At 40.3% G+C, this 17,768-nt stretch carries 14 protein-coding genes and 1 tRNA gene; 5 read left to right on the top strand and 10 right to left on the bottom strand.

Annotated elements, in window-relative coordinates:
- The first annotated feature begins 277 nt into the window (after window positions 1–277).
- Window positions 278–2,272, top strand: a complete 1,995-nt coding sequence (locus tag M9H69_RS04915) for a DUF1430 domain-containing protein (RefSeq protein WP_250316088.1) — start codon at window positions 278–280, stop codon at window positions 2,270–2,272.
- A 1-nt stretch (window position 2,273) separates the two neighbouring features.
- Window positions 2,274–2,924, top strand: a complete 651-nt coding sequence (locus M9H69_RS04910) for an ABC transporter ATP-binding protein (protein WP_250316087.1) — start codon at window positions 2,274–2,276, stop codon at window positions 2,922–2,924.
- 104 nt (window positions 2,925–3,028) lie between these two features.
- Here M9H69_RS04910 and M9H69_RS04905 read toward each other — a convergent pair whose 3' ends face one another.
- From M9H69_RS04905 to M9H69_RS04895, 3 genes are read right to left on the bottom strand one after another with little or no spacing between them, the layout of a single operon-like run.
- Window positions 3,029–3,301 (bottom strand): PspC domain-containing protein, encoded by a 273-nt coding sequence (locus M9H69_RS04905; RefSeq protein WP_009730226.1) that lies wholly within the window; start codon window positions 3,299–3,301, stop codon window positions 3,029–3,031.
- Window positions 3,302–3,360: 59 nt separating this feature from the next.
- Window positions 3,361–3,804 carry a SprT family protein gene (locus M9H69_RS04900; protein WP_250316086.1) on the bottom strand — a complete coding sequence of 148 codons (444 nt, stop codon included), beginning with the start codon at window positions 3,802–3,804 and terminating at the stop codon, window positions 3,361–3,363.
- Complete coding sequence (locus M9H69_RS04895; RefSeq protein ID WP_250316085.1) at window positions 3,791–5,920, bottom strand: Tex family protein; 2,130 nt, start codon at window positions 5,918–5,920, stop codon at window positions 3,791–3,793. The genes M9H69_RS04900 and M9H69_RS04895 overlap by 14 nt, the downstream gene beginning before the upstream one ends.
- A 136-nt stretch (window positions 5,921–6,056) precedes the next feature.
- On the opposite strand from M9H69_RS04895, the gene M9H69_RS10370 reads away from it, so the two are divergent.
- The 3 genes from M9H69_RS10370 to M9H69_RS04885 are packed head-to-tail and all read left to right on the top strand — an operon-like array spanning window position 6,057 to window position 7,906.
- Window positions 6,057–6,188 carry an SPJ_0845 family protein gene (locus tag M9H69_RS10370; protein ID WP_000268696.1) on the top strand — a complete coding sequence of 44 codons (132 nt, stop codon included), beginning with the start codon at window positions 6,057–6,059 and terminating at the stop codon, window positions 6,186–6,188.
- Window positions 6,189–7,094, top strand: a complete 906-nt coding sequence (locus M9H69_RS04890) for a permease (protein ID WP_250316084.1) — start codon at window positions 6,189–6,191, stop codon at window positions 7,092–7,094.
- Entirely contained in the window at window positions 7,091–7,906 is an 816-nt protein-coding gene (locus tag M9H69_RS04885) for a TIGR03943 family putative permease subunit (protein WP_250316083.1), read from the top strand. The genes M9H69_RS04890 and M9H69_RS04885 overlap by 4 nt, the downstream gene beginning before the upstream one ends.
- An 83-nt stretch (window positions 7,907–7,989) precedes the next feature.
- Here M9H69_RS04885 and M9H69_RS04880 read toward each other — a convergent pair whose 3' ends face one another.
- The 7 genes from M9H69_RS04880 to M9H69_RS04850 form a co-directional block, all read right to left on the bottom strand.
- Window positions 7,990–8,916, bottom strand: coding sequence for a bifunctional riboflavin kinase/FAD synthetase (locus M9H69_RS04880; RefSeq protein WP_250316082.1), 927 nt, complete (start codon window positions 8,914–8,916; stop codon window positions 7,990–7,992).
- Window positions 8,917–9,059: 143 nt separating this feature from the next.
- On the bottom strand, window positions 9,060–12,599 hold the full coding sequence (gene smc / locus M9H69_RS04875) for a chromosome segregation protein SMC (protein WP_250316081.1): 3,540 nt from the start codon (window positions 12,597–12,599) through the stop codon (window positions 9,060–9,062).
- Window positions 12,590–13,288 (bottom strand): ribonuclease III, encoded by a 699-nt coding sequence (gene rnc, locus M9H69_RS04870; protein WP_250316080.1) that lies wholly within the window; start codon window positions 13,286–13,288, stop codon window positions 12,590–12,592. The genes smc and rnc overlap by 10 nt, the downstream gene beginning before the upstream one ends.
- A 173-nt stretch (window positions 13,289–13,461) precedes the next feature.
- A tRNA-Arg gene (locus M9H69_RS04865) sits at window positions 13,462–13,533 on the bottom strand.
- Between the two features lie 68 nt (window positions 13,534–13,601).
- Window positions 13,602–14,588 carry a GMP reductase gene (locus M9H69_RS04860; RefSeq protein ID WP_250316079.1) on the bottom strand — a complete coding sequence of 329 codons (987 nt, stop codon included), beginning with the start codon at window positions 14,586–14,588 and terminating at the stop codon, window positions 13,602–13,604.
- A gap of 172 nt (window positions 14,589–14,760) precedes the next feature.
- Window positions 14,761–16,065: an McrC family protein gene (locus M9H69_RS04855; protein WP_250316078.1), complete on the bottom strand. Its 1,305-nt coding sequence runs from the start codon at window positions 16,063–16,065 to the stop codon at window positions 14,761–14,763.
- Window positions 16,052–17,743: an McrB family protein gene (locus M9H69_RS04850; RefSeq protein ID WP_250316077.1), complete on the bottom strand. Its 1,692-nt coding sequence runs from the start codon at window positions 17,741–17,743 to the stop codon at window positions 16,052–16,054. Before M9H69_RS04850 ends, M9H69_RS04855 begins: the two co-directional genes overlap by 14 nt.
- Window positions 17,744–17,768 lie beyond the last annotated feature (25 nt).

Raw genomic sequence — 17,768 nt, 5'->3', positions numbered from 1 at the left:
AAAGGTAGCCTGCCATAACCTAACCTTACAAAAGAAACTTTAATCTTACATTTTTGTAAGATTGAGGAATTTTTTTGAAAATGGCTACTATAAGAAGTCCTGTCATTGCTTGTTTTATTTTTAAAAAAGGAATAAAATATAATTATGAAAGGGTTTTCTTCGATACCTTGTAAAACTTTAGTTTTTTAGTGCTTATTTTAAAAAGTAGTAAGCTATAATTCGTATAACTGCAATGAAGAGGGAGGTTGATCTCCCTCTTTTTTAGAAAGAGGTTCCTATGAAACGTGTTTTTCTCTTCATCAGCAATCTTCTTTTAACTTTCTTCCTCATTGCCACTCTGTCCTTTTGGAAAGAAGCTCTTCCTCAACGCCTATTTCCAGGTGTGGCTGTACACAGTGGTCAAGTCGATTATACTACCCTCAAACAAGAATTAGACAGCCTTGCTAGGAAACATAATAGTCTCATCGCAAGAACTATTTGGGAAGTGGATAGTGATGGAAAATCAAAAACTCTCTACGAAGCTTTTGGAGATGGGCAACTCCCAGACTGGATGCCCCCAGCAAGTCAAGAAAGCATTCACAAGAGCGATCTTCTCAACAACTACAATATTATCAGCGGAACCCTAACTAGTCAAGAATTGGCTACTCATCTGAAAGAACTTGGACTAGAAAAAGCGAATGCATTTGAAAATGACAGAGTATCCTTCGTACTGGCCATGTTTACCCAACCTGATCAGCTCATCAGTATGTTAATCTTTTTGCTGACTTTCTTAGCTTTGATTGTTATTGGCCAAATTCAATCTCTCTCTCAGTCAGGGATTCGGTTGATTTCTGGAGAACGACTGAGCCATCTCTTCTTTCGTTCTCTCGCAAGAGACGGACTTGATATCCTTCTTTTTGGTCTTCCTGCTTTGCTGATAGCAAGTGTCTTGCTCATTTCCCTAGGATATCCTTATGAGGTTCAAACTTTTTTAGGAATACTTTTTATTCTTTACAATAGCCTACTTTTCTTACTTAGCCTCCTAATTGCCCTTCTTTTTACCATTTCTTTGAAAAAAGTTCATCTCCTCTCTATCATCAAAGGGAAATTACCAATCAAGTCAATCCTACGCATTCTCTACTTTGGTCAGGTACTTGCCATTCTACTGGTTATTGTAGGATTTGGACGAATGTCTACTTACTATCATATCCTTGAGAAAAATGAGGCTGGACAAGCTACTTGGGAACAACGCTCCAATGTTGTCAATCTTCAAACAGGGCGTTCCAGTCAGATGAAAAATTCAGATGAACTACAAACAAATGCTAATAAATGGTTTGACTTTATTCAGCATGCTATAGATAATGAGAATGCCTTCCTTATTAAACATAATCTAGTTGAGCAAGCTCTTAAGCAAGCTACCTCAAATCATAATGAAACTGAAAATAACCCTTATGGTGTGGAAGGAAAAAATATTCTCTACGTCACGCCCAGCTACTTCAAAAAGGAAGGTATGGACTTATCATCAGAAGTCTTTCAAAAAATCAGCACCCTCAAAGATGGACAGATTCTTGCCATACTCCCAGAAGAACTACAAAAAAATGAAAAAGATATAAAAGCAAACTTGCAACAAGAGTTAACCAACCGATTATACAGTAGCGAGTCTAATCAAACTGTCGAAGTTAGTATAGCTTATACCAATCAAAATAATGATGTATTTCTCTATAATACCACCCATATCGCTTATGATCAATGGTTATCAAATCCCATCTTTCTTGTGCTTTCTCCTAAAGCACTTGGTAAGGCTTCCTCCATCTTCTGGTTTACAAATCTAGAATATCTCTATTTTACAGACCTCCACCAGACACAAGAACTTTTGAAACACTATCAACTTGATCAAATGGTCTCAGGGCTATCGTCTGCTAGGGAAACCTATCTCCAGTTAAATCAAAAAATTAAAATCGAAATTTTTAGTAACCTAGCGAGTGCTATGTTTGCTATTTTGACTTCAATTTTGCTGTTTACAAGTTTAAATCTGCTCTATTTTGAAGCCTTTCGCAAAACCATATTCTTGAAAAAAATAGCAGGCTATTATTTCTTTGAATTACACAATAGATATATCACTTCTCAAATAGCAGCTCTCTTCATTGGAAGTAGTATAGCACTATATATCTCTAAGAATTTATGGATTACGCTGTTTCTATTTCTCAGCTTTTCAAGTTTAGCTATTCTTCTATTAAAAATTTGTGATAAAAAGGAAACTAAAACTTATGCTAGCATTATCAAAGGAGGATAGTATGATTGAATTACAACATATTTGGAAACAATTTGGTTCTCGTATTATTTTTTCAGACTTGAATCTGAATTTTCAAAGTGGTATGGTGTATGCTTTGATAGGAGACAGTGGTTGTGGAAAAACCACTTTGCTCAATATGCTTGCAAAACTAGAGACTTTCGACAAAGGAGAAATAGTTTACAAAGGAAAGTCTTTGACCTCACTAAAAAATGAGGAATTCTATCGTAACGAGCTAGGTTATCTCTTCCAGAACTTTGGACTATTAGAAAGTCAGACCATTCGAGAAAACCTTGAGCTGGGACTGATTGGTAAAAAGAAGAAAAAAAAACAAGAGAAAGAGAGACTTCTTCTTCAAGCACTGCAAGCTGTCAGACTGGATTATCTAAGTCTCAACCAAAACATCTATGAATTATCTGGTGGTGAAGCTCAACGCGTAGCGCTTGCTAAGATTATCCTGAAAGACCCTCCCTTAATTCTAGCTGATGAGCCTACCGCCTCGCTAGACCCCAAAAATTCCAAGGAAATTATGGAAATTCTCCTTGAACTTCGTAATGCTAATAGAACAATTATCATCGCAACTCACAATCCTAGTATTTGGAAAATGGCTGATCAGGTAATTCGTCTTTCTAAAGACGAAACAGAATATAATTAAATACCAAAATCCCTTGTGGTTATTTAGCCACAAGGGATTTTCAATCATTTATGCTACTTCTTTTAAGTATCATAGTGCAAATAATAAATATTTACTGTTAAATCTCACCAAAACCAGCCATCATCATCATTGATTGGTTGGGCTTCTTTGATTTTTCGTGGTCCTGTTCCGTACATTTCGGCTTCAATGTCTTCCTTGGTTGGTAGGATAGAGGCAAGGATGATGTAGATTATCACTCCGACTCCAAAATTTGCCACAGTAAAAATGGCGAAGAGAAAGCGGACTAGGGTTACATCAAAATTCCACTTGTCTGATAGACCAGCTAAAACTCCTGATACCATACGATTTCGTCTCATTTTATAAAATTTTGTATTCATGATTGTTTCCTCTTTCGGTATTCTTACTAGTAGTATAGCATGAAACGGAACCAAGAACATCAGTCCTTAGGCCGATTTAAAATGACGAGTTTACCTCGACAGACTCCACAGCGATAGCGTTTCGTGTCAATCTTCCTCTTTCGTTGATAGGATTGCTGGCAGGATTGACACTGATAGACTAGGTAACTACTTTGGGCTCTCAAAGGTGGTACAAAGCGCAGTCCATCCACTTCTTTCAACAGTTCCTTAAAATCTCGGTCCTTATGGCGATAACCCTTTTTCTCAAAATAAAGATGATAGTGACAGAGTTCATGACGCACGATTTTGCGAAAGACTTCCAAACCTAGTTCATTATAAACCTTTGGATTAAAGTCCAAATGCCCATCCTTTGGGAAAAATCGTCCACCTGTCGTTCGCAGACGAGAATTCCACTGGGCTTGGTGCGTGAAAGGTCTACCAAAGTCTTCAAGGGAAACAGACTGAACGTACTCAGTCAGTTTCATCTGGAGCTAGGAGCGACAGATTGACTTTATCACGTTCCGTATCGATTTTCTTGACCCAAACCGTTACCAAATCTCCGACTGACACCACTTGGCTGGGGTGTTTGATAAATTTGCGACTCATGTGGGAAATATGAATCAAGCCGTCCTCGTGAATTCCGATATCAACGAAGGCACCGAAGTCAACGACATTACGCACCACTCCTTCTAGCTTCTGTCCGACAACAAGATCCTTGATATCCAGAACATCTTGACGGAGAACTGGAGCATCAAAAGAGTCACGGAAATCACGACCTGGTTTGAGGAGGTCAGCAATAATATCTTTAAGGGTTTCTGGGCCAACTTCTAGTTCTTGCGCCATTTCCTTGACAGAAAGGGACTTAAGCTTATTTTGTGCTTCTTCGTTTAGATCTTTAATATCTAAACGTTTGAAGAGCTCCTTAACAGCACCATAGTTTTCTGGGTGAACTCCAGTATTATCGAGGATATTGCTACTTTCAGGGATACGGAGGAAACCAGCAGCCTGCTCAAAGGCTTTGGCACCCAGACGAGGAACCTTCTTGATTTGAGCGCGTGAAGTGATTTTTCCTTCTTCCTCACGGTATTTGACGATATTTTCAGAGATGGTTTTATTGAGTCCAGCTACGTGTGAAAGAAGAGCTGGGCTGGCTGTATTGACATTGACACCAACCTGGTTGACCACGGTATCGACGACAAAGTCCAGACTCTCAGATAGTTTCTTCTGACTAACATCGTGTTGGTATTGACCGACACCGATGGATTTGGGATCAATTTTCACCAACTCAGCAAGAGGATCTTGCAAACGACGGGCGATAGAGATAGCAGAGCGTTTTTCAACGGTTAATTCTGGAAACTCCTGACGAGCAAGTTCACTGGCAGAGTAGACAGAAGCACCACTTTCATTGACAATAACATAGCTGACTTCTGGAAAATCTTTCAGAACTTCCGCCACAAAGGCTTCACTCTCACGACTGGCAGTTCCGTTTCCAATGGCAATGATTTCTACACTGTACTGACCAATCAGATCGGCCAAATCTCGCTTGGCTTCTTCAATCTGACGAGCTGATGCTGGTTTAACAGGATAAATGACTTGTGTCGTCAGCATTTTCCCCGTTGCATCAACGACAGCCAGCTTGGCACCTGTACGAAAGGCAGGGTCAAAGCCTAGAACCACGCGGCCTTTTAGCGGAGCAACCAAGAGGAGATTGCGCAGATTGTCTGAAAAGAGTTGGATAGCCCCTTCTTCCGCTTTCTCAGTCAATTCTGTCCGAATACGGCGCTCGATAGCAGGCAAGACCTTTTTCTTAACTGACTGTTGAACAACTTCATCAATATAGGCATTTTTCACCTTGAAACGAGCAGCAAAGAAAGCTAGGATACGATCTGTCGCATGTTCAAAACCGACTTTTAAGACGCCTAGCTTCTCCCCACGATTGAGAGCCAAGGTACGATAGCCCTGCATGTTGCCAACTGTCTCTGAGAAATCGTAATATATCTGAAACACTTGTTTTTCATCGAGACTTTCATCCTTGACTTGCGAGGTGATTTTAGAGTGTCTCAGCACCTCCTGATAGGTCATAGCACGTAGATTGACATCTTCGGATAAGGCTTCTACCAAGATATCAACTGCTCCAGCCAAGGCTTCTTGACCAGTTGCAAATCCTTCACAGACAAATTTCTCAGCTTCTTTCTCTAAACCATCTACATTCTGCAAGATCAAGCGAGCAAGAGGAAAGAGTCCAGCTTCACGAGCAATGGTTGCCTTGGTCCGTCGCTTTTCCTTGTAGGGTAGGTAAAGTTCTTCTACGTCTGCTAGTTTTTCGGCAGCTAAGATAGCTTCTTCCAATTCCTTTGTTAGCTTGCCTTGTTCTTGAATCTTAGCCAAGACAGCTTCTTTACGGTCGTTGAGATTTGTCAGACTTTTATCCAAGTCGATAATAGCCTTAATCGCCACCTCATCCAGACTACCAGTCATGTCCTTCCGATAACGTGCGATGAAAGGAATCGTCGCCCCTTCTGCCGTTAAACTTAGAACAGTATCGATTTGCTTTAAGGTTACACCCAAATCTTGGGAGATTTTTTCATATTTTTTATCCATAAACCTATTATACCATAAGGAACAAAGCTTGTTTCACCTTACCTGTTTTTACCTCTTTGATTATCAAAATAAAAATAATCCCTTTTCCGCAAAATAATAGTATAATAGAGGTAACATTTAGAAACGAGGTAGGCCCATGGCTGTTAAATTTACAAAAACGGATGACTTGGACAAGATGTTTGAAGAATTCGCCAAACTTCCTGACTTAACACAAGTCACTTTCCCAGATGACAAAGACAAAAAAGAAAAAGTTGAGAAGAAAAAATAGATGACGATTTTCCAATCTCTTCCTCCTAGCATCTTGCAAGCAGGAGCTATTTTTCTCTCTATCATGATTGAAGCCCTTCCTTTTGTCTTGATTGGGAGTCTGATTTCGGGGTTGATTGAGGTCTATATCACACCTGATAAAGTCACTGAGTTTCTCCCTCGCAATCGTTGGGGGAGGATCTTTTTTGGTACCTTCATTGGCTTTCTCTTCCCATCCTGCGAGTGTGGAATCGTCCCGATTATCAATCGTTTTTTGGAAAAGAAAGTCCCTAGCTACACGGCCGTTCCCTTTCTGGTGACTGCTCCTATCATCAATCCAATCGTTCTTTTCGCTACCTATTCTGCCTTTGGCAATTCATTAAAGTTTGCCTTTTTGCGAGCGCTGGGAGCTATTGTGATTGCTTTGGTTCTGGGGATTTTCTTAGGATTTTTCTGGAAGGAACCCATTCAAAAAGAAAATCCTATTTCTTGTCATGAACATGACTTTTCACACTTGACTCCTGCTAGAAAAGTCCTTCAGGTCTTTATACAGGCTATTGACGAGTTTTTCGATATGGGTCGTTACCTGGTCTTTGGTTGTCTCTTTGCAGCTATCGTGCAAGTCTATGTCCCGACTCGGATCCTGACCTCTATCAGTGCTAGTCCTGTCCTTGCGATTCTCTTGCTCATGCTTCTTGCCTTTCTCCTTTCCCTCTGTAGTGAGGCGGATGCCTTTATCGGTGCTTCTCTCCTCTCGAGCTTCGGCCTAGCGCCAGTCCTTGCTTTTCTAGTCATTGGCCCCATGCTTGATATCAAAAATCTCCTCATGATGAAACACTATCTCAAAGCGCGCTTCATCTGGCAATTCACGGGCATCGTGACTCTGCTTGTCTTACTTTATTCTTACATGATGGGGGTGATGTTATGATTCGATTTATCATTCTATTGGGCTATTTTGCTCTGACCCTTTATCTACAGCTATTTGGCAAGCTTAACCACTACATTAACCTCCACTATTCCTATCTAATCTATATTTCTATGGTCCTTTCTCTTCTGTTGGCTCTGATCCAATTCTATATCTGGATCAAGAAAATCAACTCTCACAGCCATTTGGAAAGCCGTCGAGCTAGACGAATCAGCATCCTTTTACTGTCTCTACCTCTCTTGATTGGAATTGCCTTTCCCACAGTAAGTTTGGACTCAAGAACCGTATCTGCCAAAGGCTATCATTTCCCACTCGCTGAGGGGATCGATACTGCTATTCAGGCAAGCGAAGGCACATCCAGTCAATACCTCAAACCCGATACCAGTACCTATTTTTCCAAGTCTGCTTATGAAAAGGAAATGAGGACAACAGCTAATAAATACCTCGCCCAGCCAACCATTCAAGTCACAGATGAAAACTATATGGAGGTCATGGAAGTTCTCTATGACTATCCACAAGAGTTTGAAGGAAAGCAAATCGAGTTTACAGGCTTTGTCTATAACGATCCTAGTCATCCAGATAGCCAGTTCCTCTTTCGCTTTGGTATTATTCACTGTATCGCAGACTCTGGTGTATATGGGCTCTTGACCAAGGGAAACTCACGCCAGTATCCTGACAATACCTGGATTACCGCTAGGGGAACCCTGACACTCCACTACCATAAAGAACTCAAACAAAAACTCCCAACACTGGAAGTTGAGAGTTTCACCAAAGTAGACAAACCAGAAAATCCTTATGTCTATCGTGTGTTTTAATAAAAAGTAGCCTGAAAAGGCTACTTTTTTTGTCCATTATATGAATTTCATTCTATCTACTCTTTCGAATTGATAGAAAACTCTCACTCTCCATCCTTCCAGTTCCGAGCAATTTCTTCGTCTTTCTGGAGTTGGTCTACGAGCTCGTCGATGGAGTCAAATTTGACCATATCACGGACACGGTCTAGCCAGTAGACCATGACTGTCTCACCATAAATATCATCTGAAAAATCAAAAATATTGACTTCAAAACGTGGCTCTTCTCCATCGAAAGTAACATTTTTCCCAACACTTGCCATCCCACGATATCTCTGACGTTGTACTTCTACATCGACTACGTAAACACCGTCTGCTGGCATATAAGTTCGATCTCTTAGGATTAGATTGGCTGTTGGATAACCGATAGTCCGCCCACGAGCATTTCCATGAACGACCATGCCACGAGATGGGAGCGGTGTGCCTAGTAGATGGTTGACTTCCTTGACATCTCCATCAAGAATAGCTTGGCGAATCCGTGTAGAACTGATCTTGCCCTTTTCGTCCTCGACCGGAGGAACAATGATAATCTCTCCATCAAAATAATCCTTCAGGTCATCTGCAGTTTTCTTATCTGAGCCAAAGGTATAGTCAAATCCTGCTACGATAATCGCTGGTTTTAAAGCTCTAACATAGGTATCAAAGAATTCTTGACCCGTTAAACTAGCAAATTTACTACTAAAGTCCAGTAAGAAAAGAGCCTCTACTCCGTGCCACTTCATCTTGTGCTCCCGTTCTTCGTGATTGACGATGTGAAGCATGAGCTCAGGTTGGTAAGGTTGTAAGGCAAGTTTTGGCGACTCTGTAAAGGTCATCACGACAACTGGCAGGTAGTCCTTCATCGAAGCCTTACTGGCCACTTCAAAAAGTTTCTGATGCCCCTTGTGGATGCCATCAAAATAACCTAGTACAAGGACCGTTTTACCCGGTACTGCAATGTCTTTTTCGTTCTTAATAGGTACTGTTGTAATCATGAAACTATTATATCATAGAGAAAGTCTTTTCGCTAAGAGGAAATCCCAAATGTCGTTTTTTGCGCCTGAACTGACCTTGATAGACAATTCAAGCTATGAGTTTTTAAAAATAGCACCTCTTAAGAGATGCTATCGTTTGGTAACTAGTCTACTGTTTCTTCTAAGTCTTTTAACTTAACCGAAACAATCTTGGACACACCTGATTCTTGCATGGTAACGCCATAAATGGAATCAGCCGCAGCCATGGTCCCTTTACGGTGGGTTACGACGATGAACTGACTATCCTTGTCAAAGCGGTTGAGGTAATCCCCAAAACGTTTGACATTGGCTTCGTCCAGCGCCGCCTCTACCTCGTCCAAGATAACAAAAGGAATAGTCTTAACTCGGATGATTGAGAAGAGCAGAGCCAGAGCTGATAGGGCTTTTTCACCACCACTCATAAGATTAAGTGATTGGATTTTCTTACCTGGAGGTTGGACAGAAATCTCCACACCGGCAGTTAAAAGATCGCCCTCAGTCAATATCAAGTCTGCCTGACCTCCACCAAACATCTGTCTAAAGGTCACTTTAAAGGACTCACGAATAGCTTCAAAGGTTGATTTAAAGCGTTCCTTAACCTCATCATTCATCTCTGAGATGGTCTCAAGGAGTAGGTTTTTAGCAGACAAAATATCATCTCTCTGACTATTTAGAAATTCCAAGCGGTTATGGACTTCTTCATATTGCTCAATAGCATCCAAATTGACTGGACCCAGTGAGCGAATAGCATTCTCCAAATCCTTAACCTCTTGTTCTGCCAGATTGAGATTTTCCAGTTCATGAGCCTTTTCTAGAGCCTCTGTGTAGCTGATTTGGTACTGGTCTGTTAATTGACCTTGTAGATAGCGCAAGCGTTCGCTGACCTTTTCTTTCTTGGCTTCAGCACGTGTTTGTTTGCGAATCCACTCCTCATTCTGCTTACGAGCATTATCCAAATGGCTGGCAATGTCATCCAGCTGGCCTTCGATATCATCCAACTCAAACTGCTTGCGAATCAGACCTTGTTGGAGGTTTGTTTTCTGAGTTTTGGCCTCTTCCTCCTGCTGACTTAGCAAATCCGTATCCACTTTCTCAAGATTATCAACCTTTTCTTGGAGGAGGCGCTGGATTTCCTCTTGCTCAATATCTAGATTATCCAGTTCCTTACCTAAGCGTTCTATATCAGTCACTTCGTACCGCTTTTGTCCTTGCAGTTCTGACTTAAGCAAGCGCGCTTGAGAAATCTGTTCCTGCAAGTTTTGATAACGTTCTTGAATAGCGTTTTTGTTAGACTTAATCTCTTCAATCTCAGCTTCCAGATTTTGCTTTTCACTGGCGATAGTAGCAAGGCGCTCTTGGCATTTTTCCTTATCCGCTTGCCAATCTCCTTCAGTAAGGCGATTTAATTCCTCTTCTTGAAGTTTCCAAAGCGTTTCCAGTTCTTCGACCTGCTGATTGGTTTGTTGATAAGCAAGATACAAACCTTGCTCCTGAATACGAGCTTGCTCACCTTGAGATTTGATAGCTTCTAACCTTTCTGCCAATACCGCCATCTCATCTTGCAAGGTCTTCAAACTCGCCTCTTCTGACCGCAGACTAGCTTCTTCTTCAGCAATTTCTTTTTGCAATTGCTCCAGCTCTGGCTTGATGAAAATACTGTTGTTTTGACGATTAGCACCACCCGCGTAGGAACCACCTGTACGCAACTCTGTCCCATCAAGCGTCACCATGCGAACCTGATAACGAACTTGGCGAGCTGCGGCACGCGCATGTTCTACAGTATCAAAAATTGCTGTCGTAGCTAGCAAGTTCTTGAAAATGGCTTCTAATCTCTTATCAAACGACACCAACTCATCTGCCATACCCAGAAATCCTGGACTTGCAGCGATAGCGTCTTGATTCTGACTAGATATTGTACGCGCCTTAATCGTTGTCAAAGGAAGGAAGGTTGCACGACCAGCTCTGTTACGTTTGAGGAAATCAATCGCCTTGGTTGCCGCGTTTTCATCTTCTACGATGATATGCTGGCTGCTAGCTCCGAGCGCGATTTCCAGCGCAGTTTGATAATGCACATCAAAGGTCAGGTGCTCACTAACTGCACCAATGATCCCACCAAGCCGGTCTTTTTCTTGAAGAACACTCTTAACACCCGCATAAAAATTACTATGATTTCTTAGGATGTTTTCTAAGCTTTGGGCTCGAGCCTGCTTGTTTTTGAGACTATCCAGACGGTCAAAGAGTTGGCTCTGCTGGGCTTGATAAGAAACTTTCTTCTCCTCTTGTTCCTTGGCACTAGCTTGATAGTCTGCCAATAATTTCTGAACCTGCTCCTTGGCAGCTTCAAGCTCGTCTTTTTGCTGACTAGACTTCTCTTTAGCTGTAGCCAGTTGTTCTTTCAGTTTCTCAAGTTGATCAGCTTGTTTTTGAGAGAGTTGACGGCTGTTCTCCAGTTCATTCTCTATTCGTGTCAACTGGTTTGAGACATCCGCTTCTTCTTGTAAAAGCGCCACAAAACGTTCACGCAAGAGTTCAATCATCTGGTCAGGATCATCTGAAAAAGCCAGTAATTCCGCTTCTAGGCGATTGAGTTCCTTGTTATTTTCAGCTAGACTTTCCTCTAACTGTTCCAAGTTCGCTTCTTTTTCATCCTTTTCCTTACTTAGAGCCTTTCTCTTATCTTCCAAAGTCGCCAAACGGGCTTGTGCCTCTTGTTGATTGAGGGCTACTTGCTCGGATTCCAGTTTTGATAGGGCTAGTTTTCGCTCTAAGTCACTGATCAAACTAGTCAAATCCATCAAGCTCCCTTGGTCTTTAGACATTTGAGCTTGGAGATCTTGGCGTTTCTTTTTAAGACTTTGATTTTCTTCTTCTAACTCTTCACGCTTTTGGTAATAGCTCGTCAAAAGTTCCTGAACCTGAGTTAATTCTTCTTCTGTCAGCTCCAGTTCAGTCTTGTTTTCCTTAATTTGGGCAACCAGCACATCCAAATAAATAGCCTTGCGTTGACCATCCAAGTCTAGAAACTTACGAGCATTCTCAGCTTGTTTTGCAAGAGGCTTGATTTGATTGTCCAATTCATAGATAATATCCTCTAAGCGGTCTAGGTTGTCCTGAGTTTGTTGCAGTTTACTCTCTGTTTCTTTTCTACGAGTCTTGTATTTTAAAACTCCAGCTGCTTCTTCAAAAATAGCACGGCGTTCTTCGGGCTTGGAGTTAAAAATCTCCTCTACCTTCCCTTGAGAGATGATAGAGAAGGAATCCCGTCCCAAACCGGTATCCAAGAAGAGGTCATGAATATCACGCAAGCGCACTTTCTTTCCATCAATTCGATACTCGCTATCTCCACTACGGTAGATATGGCGTTCTACCTTAATGACTTGCCCTGCATCCTTGATAAAGCCATCTTCATTGTCCAAGGTCACGATAACAGAGGCATAATTGAGTGGTTTGCGACTTTCTGTTCCAGCAAAGATAACGTCAGGCATCTTACCACCACGAAGGCTCTTGATACTGGACTCTCCCAAGGCCCATCGCAGACTTTCTATGATATTTGACTTTCCAGATCCATTTGGCCCAACGACAGCTGTCACACCTTGATCAAAAACGACCTTGGTCTTATCAGCAAAGGACTTGAATCCCTGGATCTCAATTTCCTTTAAATACATGAATCCAGCCCTTTCTCCACTGCATTTTTCGCGGCCTCTTGCTCTGCCAATTTTTTAGAACGTCCTTGGCCTTTTCCGATACTCTTGCCTTCAACCAGAACTTCTACATCAAAAACCTTATCATGGGCAGGGCCCGTCTCAGAGGTCACCTGGTAGCGAATATCCACATCTCCATTGACTTGGAGCAGTTCTTGCAAGTGTGTCTTGTAATCCTTAATCATTTCAAAGTCACCTGCTTCAACCTTGGGAATCATGACCTGATAGATAAAATCTTTTACCCTAGCAACATCCTTGTCTAAAAGCAACGCTCCCAAAAAGGCCTCAAAGGCATCTCCAAGAATGGTGTCACGATTACGCCCACCAGACTTTTCTTCTCCTTTTCCCAGCTTGATAAACTGATCAAACTGGCAATCACGCGCAAAACCAGCCAAACTTTCCTCACGGACAATCATGGCACGAAGTTTAGACAAATCGCCCTCTGGTTTCTTAGGATATTTTTTATACAGATATTCTGAAATCAATAATTGCAGAACAGCGTCTCCTAAAAATTCCAAGCGCTCATTGTGTGAAATTTTTAAGAGGCGGTGCTCATTGGCATAACTCGTATGAGTAAAAGCCGTTTCCAATAAATTCTTGTCTGCAAATTCGATTGCAAAACGCTTCTTTAGTACAGTTTGTAATTCTTTCATACCAACCTCTTTCTAACTGATAACAGTCTCTTTTATTATATCAAAAAAAGCCCCCTGAGTCACTTTAAAACGGGACTAGAGGGGATTTGAGCATTTTTTAGAATAAAATTTCCAATTTTGGAGGCGATATAAAGAAAAAAGCCTTATTTAAAGGCTTTTTTAGGATGTTTACATCCACCCTGAGGGAATCGAACCCCCATCTCAAGAACCGGAATCTTACGTGATATCCATTACACTAAGGGTGGAAACTTGTCTTATTATAACAAAAATTTGCTCTAATAACAAGTTTTTTTATGGGTAGACTAAGCATCCATTAGTGGGATGCATCCCCGTTCCAGATAGAGTTTTTCACGATAACATAATCAACATGTTTAAGGTCAGCAAGCCTGCGTCCACCTGCGTAGGAAATAGCACTTTGCAAGTCCTGCTCCATCTCAGTAAGGGTGTCTTGCAAATGCCCTTTGGCAGGCAGTAAGATGCGTTTACCTTCTACATTTTTATAAGCGCCTTTTTGATACTGTGAAGCTGAACCATAGTATTCTTTGAACTGTTCGCCGTCGACTTCAATCGTCTTTCCTGGGCTTTCGATATGTCCTGCAAAAAGAGAACCAATCATAACCATGCTAGCACCGAAACGGATAGACTTAGCAATATCGCCATGAGTACGAATCCCACCATCAGCGATGATTGGTTTACGAGCTGCCTTAGCACACCAGCGAAGGGCAGCCAACTGCCAACCGCCAGTGCCAAAACCTGTTTTCACCTTGGTGATACAAACCTTACCAGGACCGATTCCAACCTTAGTTGCATCCGCACCAGCATTTTCCAATTCACGAACAGCTTCTGGTGTTCCCACATTCCCAGCAATGACAAAAGTATCTGGCAACTCTTTCTTGATGTGTTGAATCATAGAAATCACGCTATCCGCATGACCATGAGCAATGTCAATCGTGATGTATTCCGGAGCATCAGCCTTGAGCTGGCTAACAAAGTCATACTCGTAATCCTTAACACCAACAGAAATGGAAGCAATGATCCCTTGATCGTGCATACGTTTGATAAAAGGAATGCGTCCCGCTTCATCAAAACGATGCATAATGTAGAAGTAACCGCCTTTAGCAAGTTGCTCTGCTACGTTCTCATCCAAAATTGTCTGCATATTTGCTGGCACAACAGGTAGTTTAAAAGTGTGTTTTCCAAACTTAATACTTGTATCCGCTTCTGAACGGCTTTTAATCACACATTTATTAGGGATCAACTGAATATCTTCGTAATCAAAAATTGGAAATTCATTTAACATATCGATGTCTCGTTTCTTTTATAATGACCTACCTATGCTTGCGCATCCCTACGCCTTTTCCGACGTTTCCTTGATTTATTATAAACTAAAGTACAGTTTTTGTCAAATATTTGTAATAATCACATTATATCGTTCGGAAATTACTTATATAAATAGCAAAAAAGTGAAGAGATTACCTTCTCCCCACTTCTTCATCAATAATCGCTTTAAAATTTTCTTCTGAATTTTCCATCATTTCACAAAATGCACTATAGGATGAGGCATTCTGAGGTATTCGAATAGACCACTTCTTCAATTGAGCTCCATAACCAGCTACTTTTCCTATTTCACTATTTACTGACTGCTCCATACTAGGAAAAATCAGTCCAGCTTTCTCAGCTTTTAAAATATAAGAATAGGAAATCAGCTGGAACAAGTCCTCGCGGTTAATTCCTTTTTCAGTGAACTCCAGTTTTTTATATTTAGCATCTAGAACAATCTTTCGTTCTCTGTCATAAAAATCTGGATATACTTTTCGTTTCCCAACAGAAAATACTGAAATTCCATCCGTCTTATCCTTATTTCTGGGATGTACAAAACCTTTTGGCAACAAGGTGTAAACATACTCTTCCCAAAGCCAGGCAACATCAAAAAGAATACCATGTACCCTTTGGGCTTGAGGTCCAAGACCATGCTTTTCTCTATTCAGAATCATCAAGCAGAGTTCCTGTAATTTTCTATACTCTCTGAAATAGGCGTGTCGGATGGGTTTGGTTTTATTCATTCTGATAATCTTAGCACGATCAGCTAATTTATAAGAAGGGGTTACACGAATAATTTCAGCTATAGTTTCACGATTACTATCAAGCAGAGCTCCGAAACTTTTTGGATTCTTAATGTACTCAATCGTATGCCGAATCAACTGCATGAGTGGATTATCATAAGTAAACTCTCTAGTTGTATAGGCAATATTTCCCATAAAAGGGAGATTTTTTTTCAGATGATTTTCAACATCTAGCACTCCCTTTACATGACTATCATTATGGAAAAATCGCTGGTATTCCTTATAAAGACCTTTTCTGAGAGCAGCTTGCAGATATTTGGGAAAGAGGTAAATCAAAAGCTGATAGAGTTTATCCTCTGGAGATAGACCGACATCCAAACTAGTCAGATTGATATTGAGAACCTTTTGTAAAAGATAATGTAAAAAATGGTCGTTACTTTTATCAGAAAAACGAGAGGAAATCGTCAATTTTTCCTGACCACACCCCAGAAAACCAATCACATTTCCAGTCTTAATTTCCTGATTGACCGTTTCAAAAATCTTTTGGTCCTTCTCTAAATCAGGAGTATGAGTCAAATCATTTGGAAAAATAAAGATATTATCCTCTCTAGAAAGGTTATCCAGTGTTCTATCAAGAAGAGCTTGACTTAGTTTGGGATATTCTGCGATAAAGTCTTCTTTAGCAATTTTATGCTGATTATCAGTTATCCGCATCATTATCACCAGTATCTTGCTGAACTGTTTGCTCGTTATTTGTCAGATCAAATGCTTTTTTCAATGTTGCCAGAGTTTCAGACTCTTCATAAGAACCCCGCAAGTAGTCTTCTAGGAGGGGTTTAATATAATCAGACCAGAGGAATTCATAGTTAAAGTCTACATCCTTCAATTTAAGGAAATAACTTGGACCGATATGATAATGACTGTTTAATTCCTGAACGTTTTCGATAGCAGCGTTCAAGTTTCTAAGACGAAGTTTTGCTTCTTCTGCATGGATACCCAGTTCTTTATCCAACATGCCAACTTGACTCTCAGCAGTAACTTCAACAAAACGAAAACGACGACGCATAGCAAAATCAAAGGTATCCACTGAACGATCAATATCATTCATAGTTCCGATGATGTAAACATTTTCGGGGATATAAAACTTTTCATCAGTTTCGTGTAGATTTGCATATTGGGTAGAAACACTTCCCTTTTCACCACGATAGCCAGGGTCAATAGAGAAAAAGAGTTCACCGAAAATCTTAGAAATCTCCCCACGATTGATCTCATCTATGATGAAAACGAATTTCTTGTCTGTGTTAATCATTGGGGATACATAATCACATAAACCATAACTTTCTTTCATGTGCTCCAAAACAATTTTTTGATAAGTTTCGTACTTTAAATTAGTATCTTCACCCTTGTACAAAAGATACACTTTTTCTTTGGTAGCAACAGGAGAATCAAACTTCACATTCCCTTGACTATTTAAACTGGCTGGAACAGAACTACGAGGAAAGAAGTATTGTCCTTGCTTTTCATTGATAGCATCCGTTAGCTTCCTCCACGCTTCCTCAAAATTATCTTGTCCTCCAGTTTTCTGAGCATCTATAGCATTCTGACAAAACTTCTTAAAAATACCTTCTTTTAATTTAAAAAATATACTGCCATCCTCATTTGAATCCGGTCTTAAACCCTCTACAAAATCTGTATAATCATAGGAAGGGTGAAATTGTACAAAGCCGATTTGGTCTTCGTTGTCACCCGTTAACTCCATAGCAATTTCTTTAGCAAGATAAGTTTTTCCTGTGCCAGGTGCACCACGGAGGATGAGGTTTTTGGATTTTTTTAATATACCACTATAATCAAATAAAAAATCATTCCTTAACATAGTTTCACTTTCTAATTTTTTATACTTTTTCCAATTAGGATGATTCAAAAAATAGTCATAGTCTTGAATTATAATTTCATCACTTGCAGCAAATTTTATTAACTGGTTAGTCTCTTTAGTTCGATACGTAATATCTGATGGAAACCATATTGTTTCTTGCCCCGTAAAGAAAAACCACTCCCTCTCTATATACTCTTTTTTCCAATCAACAATAATGGTATGCCCATCATCTAAAATCTCTTTAACAGTCGCCATTCCACGAATGTTCATGACAGAAACCTTTAAATCATCTTTCTTTACAAAAGGTAAATTATTCTTTTTGACATATGTGGATTTAGCAAATAAAACGTCACCTGGTTTAATTTTATTAAACAACTTTAACATTTTTTGATACTGCTTATTTTCCTCGTTGTTATGCCATCCTAATTCCCACTTTCCTTCTTTCCTAAAATATTCAAGATAATCATCATCACCAAATTTTGTACCAACAAAAAAATAGTTATTTTGTTCACTGTTCATTTGAATGCTCCTTTAATTAACTTTT

Source organism: Streptococcus oralis (assembly GCF_023611505.1).
GTDB classification, from domain to species: Bacteria; Bacillota; Bacilli; order Lactobacillales; family Streptococcaceae; genus Streptococcus; species Streptococcus oralis_CT.
This window is presented reverse-complemented; position numbering and strand designations above follow the sequence as displayed.

What these genes read in the sequence shown, in the direction of transcription:
- M9H69_RS04915 (WP_250316088.1), top strand. Translation starts at nt 278, where the DNA reads ATGAAACGTGTTTTTCTCTTCATCAGCAATCTTCTTTTAACTTTCTTC.
- M9H69_RS04910 (WP_250316087.1), top strand. Translation starts at nt 2,274, where the DNA reads ATGATTGAATTACAACATATTTGGAAACAATTTGGTTCTCGTATTATT.
- M9H69_RS04905 (WP_009730226.1), bottom strand. Translation starts at nt 3,301, where the DNA reads ATGAATACAAAATTTTATAAAATGAGACGAAATCGTATGGTATCAGGA.
- M9H69_RS04900 (WP_250316086.1), bottom strand. Translation starts at nt 3,804, where the DNA reads ATGAAACTGACTGAGTACGTTCAGTCTGTTTCCCTTGAAGACTTTGGT.
- M9H69_RS04895 (WP_250316085.1), bottom strand. Translation starts at nt 5,920, where the DNA reads ATGGATAAAAAATATGAAAAAATCTCCCAAGATTTGGGTGTAACCTTA.
- M9H69_RS10370 (WP_000268696.1), top strand. Translation starts at nt 6,057, where the DNA reads ATGGCTGTTAAATTTACAAAAACGGATGACTTGGACAAGATGTTTGAA.
- M9H69_RS04890 (WP_250316084.1), top strand. Translation starts at nt 6,189, where the DNA reads ATGACGATTTTCCAATCTCTTCCTCCTAGCATCTTGCAAGCAGGAGCT.
- M9H69_RS04885 (WP_250316083.1), top strand. Translation starts at nt 7,091, where the DNA reads ATGATTCGATTTATCATTCTATTGGGCTATTTTGCTCTGACCCTTTAT.
- M9H69_RS04880 (WP_250316082.1), bottom strand. Translation starts at nt 8,916, where the DNA reads ATGATTACAACAGTACCTATTAAGAACGAAAAAGACATTGCAGTACCG.
- smc (WP_250316081.1), bottom strand. Translation starts at nt 12,599, where the DNA reads ATGTATTTAAAGGAAATTGAGATCCAGGGATTCAAGTCCTTTGCTGAT.
- rnc (WP_250316080.1), bottom strand. Translation starts at nt 13,288, where the DNA reads ATGAAAGAATTACAAACTGTACTAAAGAAGCGTTTTGCAATCGAATTT.
- M9H69_RS04860 (WP_250316079.1), bottom strand. Translation starts at nt 14,588, where the DNA reads ATGTTAAATGAATTTCCAATTTTTGATTACGAAGATATTCAGTTGATC.
- M9H69_RS04855 (WP_250316078.1), bottom strand. Translation starts at nt 16,065, where the DNA reads ATGCGGATAACTGATAATCAGCATAAAATTGCTAAAGAAGACTTTATC.
- M9H69_RS04850 (WP_250316077.1), bottom strand. Translation starts at nt 17,743, where the DNA reads ATGAACAGTGAACAAAATAACTATTTTTTTGTTGGTACAAAATTTGGT.